Below are 3,169 nucleotides of genomic sequence, written 5' to 3' on the forward strand. Positions count from 1 at the left end.
CCGGCCGCTGGCCGGCAACCTCATGATGCTGGATGCACCTGCATGGATGCCGGCCAGCGGCCGGCACTACCGCGCTGGCACCAGCGTCATGGTGTGCTGCGCCTTGCCGGGCAGGAACGGCGTCGGCCGCCCATGTACCCAGTCTTCGTGGCCGGCGCCCCAGTACGGCGACAGCGGGTGCCCGCTCTGGCCGCCGGGCATATGCACGATGCCGTCGGCCTCGTGCCCGGGCGAAACCACCATGCGCTCGGAAGCACCGAAGCCCGGCGTCTGCACGCGCGGCATGTCGCGGTCGCCGGGCAGGCGGTCGGCCGGCATGCACAGCCAGCGTTTGGCGATGTCCGGCAGCGCCCGTGCGATGGGATGGCAGATCGCCGCGGTGTTGCGTTCGCCCCAGCTGCGTTTGGCCAGCGGTCCCTGCCTGGTCAGCTCGTTTTCGGTACGGCGTGCGGCGTCGATCAGCAGTGCATCCCAGCTGTCGAAGGCCGGTGGCAGCAGATTGGCCGGCCGCTGCTGCAGCATCGGCCAGGCCACGCCTTCCAGCTGCGCCAGGCGCGGCTCCAGATAGTCATCGCCCAGCTGCGCATTGGCCGGTGCCAGCAGTGCATCGGACAGTGTCTTCATCACCTGCGTACGGAACTCGCGCACCACCCGGTAGCTGACCGAGCTGGCCGAGGCACGGCCGTCCCATTGATGGCTGGCCTCCTTCAAACGCTTCAGTGCAGGGTCGTCACTGCGCTCGATGACGTCGTGCAGCAGGGCCCACCAGCGCTGCAGGAACACCGCGCGATCGTCGAGCTGGATCGCCAGCAGGTCGTGCTCGTCGAAGCGCTCCTGGATCGCCAGCAGGTCACGGATCTGCCGCGCCCGTGCTCCCAGGTCATAGCCACCGTTGCCGACGCTGGCCAGTGCCTCGCCGTCGAGGACGCGGCCGTTGGCGGTCCACAGGCGGTGGTTGGGAGGATCGATCAATGCCGGTGAAGCATCGCTGCGGATCGGCCACGGCGCACAGTCCTGGTTGTTGCCGGCACTGAAGCCGGCCGGCGCGCAGCCCGGACCGCGATCCGGGCGGGCGCCGATCAGCCGCCAGGCGATGCGTCCGCTGCGGTCGCCGACCACCAGGTTCTGCGCGGGAATGCCGGCGTGGTCGGCGAACTTCAGTGCAGCGTCCAGATCGCCAGCGCGGGCCAGGTCACCGAAGTCCAGCCGCACCGCGCCGGGCAGGTGGGCGACCCAACGCAGCGCGTCACCGCTGCCATCGGCATGGGCGTGCAGGATCGGGCCCCAGGCGGTTTCGCGTACCGGGAACAGCACGTCGGCCTGGCCGGCCACCGCAATCCGCTCTTCATGCACGGTCACCTCGGCATTGGCCGGTTCCGAGCGGTAATCGGCGGTGTCGATGTAGCTGTTGGTGAAGCCCCAGGCCACGTGCCCGTTGCTGCCGACGATCACGGCCGGCAGGCCGGGCAGCGAGAAGCCGGTGACGTCGACCTGGCCGCCAGCGGCCTGCGGGTCGGGGTAGCGCAGGCGCACGCGGAACCACAGGCTGGGTGCGCGCAGGCCCAGGTGCATGTCGTCGGCAACAATGGCGCGGCCGTCGGCGGTGAGCGCACCGGCCACCGCGAAGTTGTTGCTGCCGACGGCGTCGGCTTCTTCCTGCCCGGTGCCCGGTTTTCCCTTCAGCGTGCGCAGGTCCAGCTGGCTGGCATCGGGCAGCGTGGCGTTGCCGGTCGGTTCGCCGAACAGCGGTGCATCCCATTCAGTGCCGTCGTGGGCGATCAGTGCGTACAGCGCCGACGGCACCACCGCACGGATGCGGCTGAGCGCAAGCTCGGTCTGGTTGCCGGGATTCTGCAGGTCGGCGTACATGGCCAGCCCGGCCAGCACGCTGTCGCTGGCCTGCCAAGGCTGCGGTGACTGCCGCAGCAGCAGGTACGCCCACGGCCGCACGGAGAGGTCGGCAAGGCCTTCGTTGACGCCGTCCACGTAGGCGCGCACGGCATCGCCGTTGTCGCCCAATGCAGCGTCCATGTGTGCCTCGGTGCGTGCGCGCAAACGGTGCACGCGCATGCGCTTGTCGGCGTCGATGGCCTTCGGTCCGAACAGTGCGGACAGTTCGCCGGCGGCGCTGCGGCGCATCAGGTCCATCTCGAAGTAGCGTTCCTGCGCGTGTACGCGGCCGAGTGCGCGCATCGCGTCGGCCTGGCTGCCGGCCGTGATGGTGACCACGCCCAGCGCATCGCGTTCGAGGGTGACCGGCCTGGCCAGTCCCGGCAACGCATGCTCGCCGTCCAGATCGGCCAGGCTGCCGCGCAGCAGCAGCCACAGCACCAGGGCGGTGACCAGGACGATGGCGATCAATACGCCCAGCACCCAACGCCATGTACGTCGCATCGCACGTCCTTTCCGAACTCGTGGGCCGATTGTAGCCGCAGGCGCAACTGCGACTGATTCCGATTAGATCACCGTATTCTGAAATGCGGCACCCTATGCCATATCGATTCACAGGAGCCCCCCATGAAAGGCAACCCGGACGTCATCGCCTGCCTGAAGGAACTGCTGCGTGGCGAGCTCGCTGCCCGCGACCAGTACTTCATCCATTCCCGCCGCTACGAGGATCAGGGCCTGTTCGCACTTTACGAACGCTTGAACCACGAGATGGAAGAGGAAACCCAGCACGCCGATGCGCTGCTGCGCCGGATCCTGTTCCTGGGCGGCGACCCGGACATGCGCCCGCATGCCACCGAGCCGGGCAAAACCGTCGAAGAGATGCTGCAGAAGGATCTCGACACTGAATACGCCGTTCGGAACAATCTCGCCGCCGGCATGAAGCTGTGCGAGGAGAAGGGCGACTACGTGAGCCGCGACATCCTGCTGGCGCAGTTGAAGGACACCGAAGAAGACCACGCCTGGTGGCTGGAACAGCAGCTGGGCCTGATCAAGCGCATCGGCCTGGAGCTGTACCAGCTGAGCAAGATCGACGGCAGCGGCGCCCCGGCGCACTGAGCGGGCATCGTTTTTTGTAGAGCCGAGCCAATGCTCGGCTCTACCAGCAGTACAGCGTTCTGTCGCCCGCCAGCACCGGAGCACCGCCAGCCAGCCGACAACGAAAAAGCCGGGGAATGCCCCGGCTTTTTCGTGCCTGGGGTCAGATCCGTTTTCGACGAAA

2 protein-coding genes are annotated in these 3,169 nt (G+C 67.9%); one reads left to right on the forward strand and one right to left on the reverse strand.

From position 1 onward, the window contains the following. Positions 1–66 precede the first annotated feature (66 nt). Complete coding sequence (locus ABGA94_RS16520) at positions 67–2,394, reverse strand: penicillin acylase family protein (protein ID WP_375367812.1); 2,328 nt, start codon at positions 2,392–2,394, stop codon at positions 67–69. A gap of 123 nt (positions 2,395–2,517) precedes the next feature. On the opposite strand from ABGA94_RS16520, the gene bfr reads away from it, so the two are divergent. After that, positions 2,518–3,006 carry a bacterioferritin gene (gene bfr / locus ABGA94_RS16525; protein WP_005415872.1) on the forward strand — a complete coding sequence of 163 codons (489 nt, stop codon included), beginning with the start codon at positions 2,518–2,520 and terminating at the stop codon, positions 3,004–3,006. The last annotated feature ends 163 nt before the right edge of the window (positions 3,007–3,169 follow it).

Source organism: Stenotrophomonas sp. 3diitr2024 (assembly GCF_042136455.1).
Taxonomy (GTDB): Bacteria; Pseudomonadota; Gammaproteobacteria; order Xanthomonadales; family Xanthomonadaceae; genus Stenotrophomonas; species Stenotrophomonas sepilia.

Coding starts and splice junctions, on each gene's coding strand:
- bfr (WP_005415872.1), top strand. CDS start 2,518: ATGAAAGGCAACCCGGACGTCATCGCCTGCCTGAAGGAACTGCTGCGT.
- ABGA94_RS16520 (WP_375367812.1), bottom strand. CDS start 2,394: ATGCGACGTACATGGCGTTGGGTGCTGGGCGTATTGATCGCCATCGTC.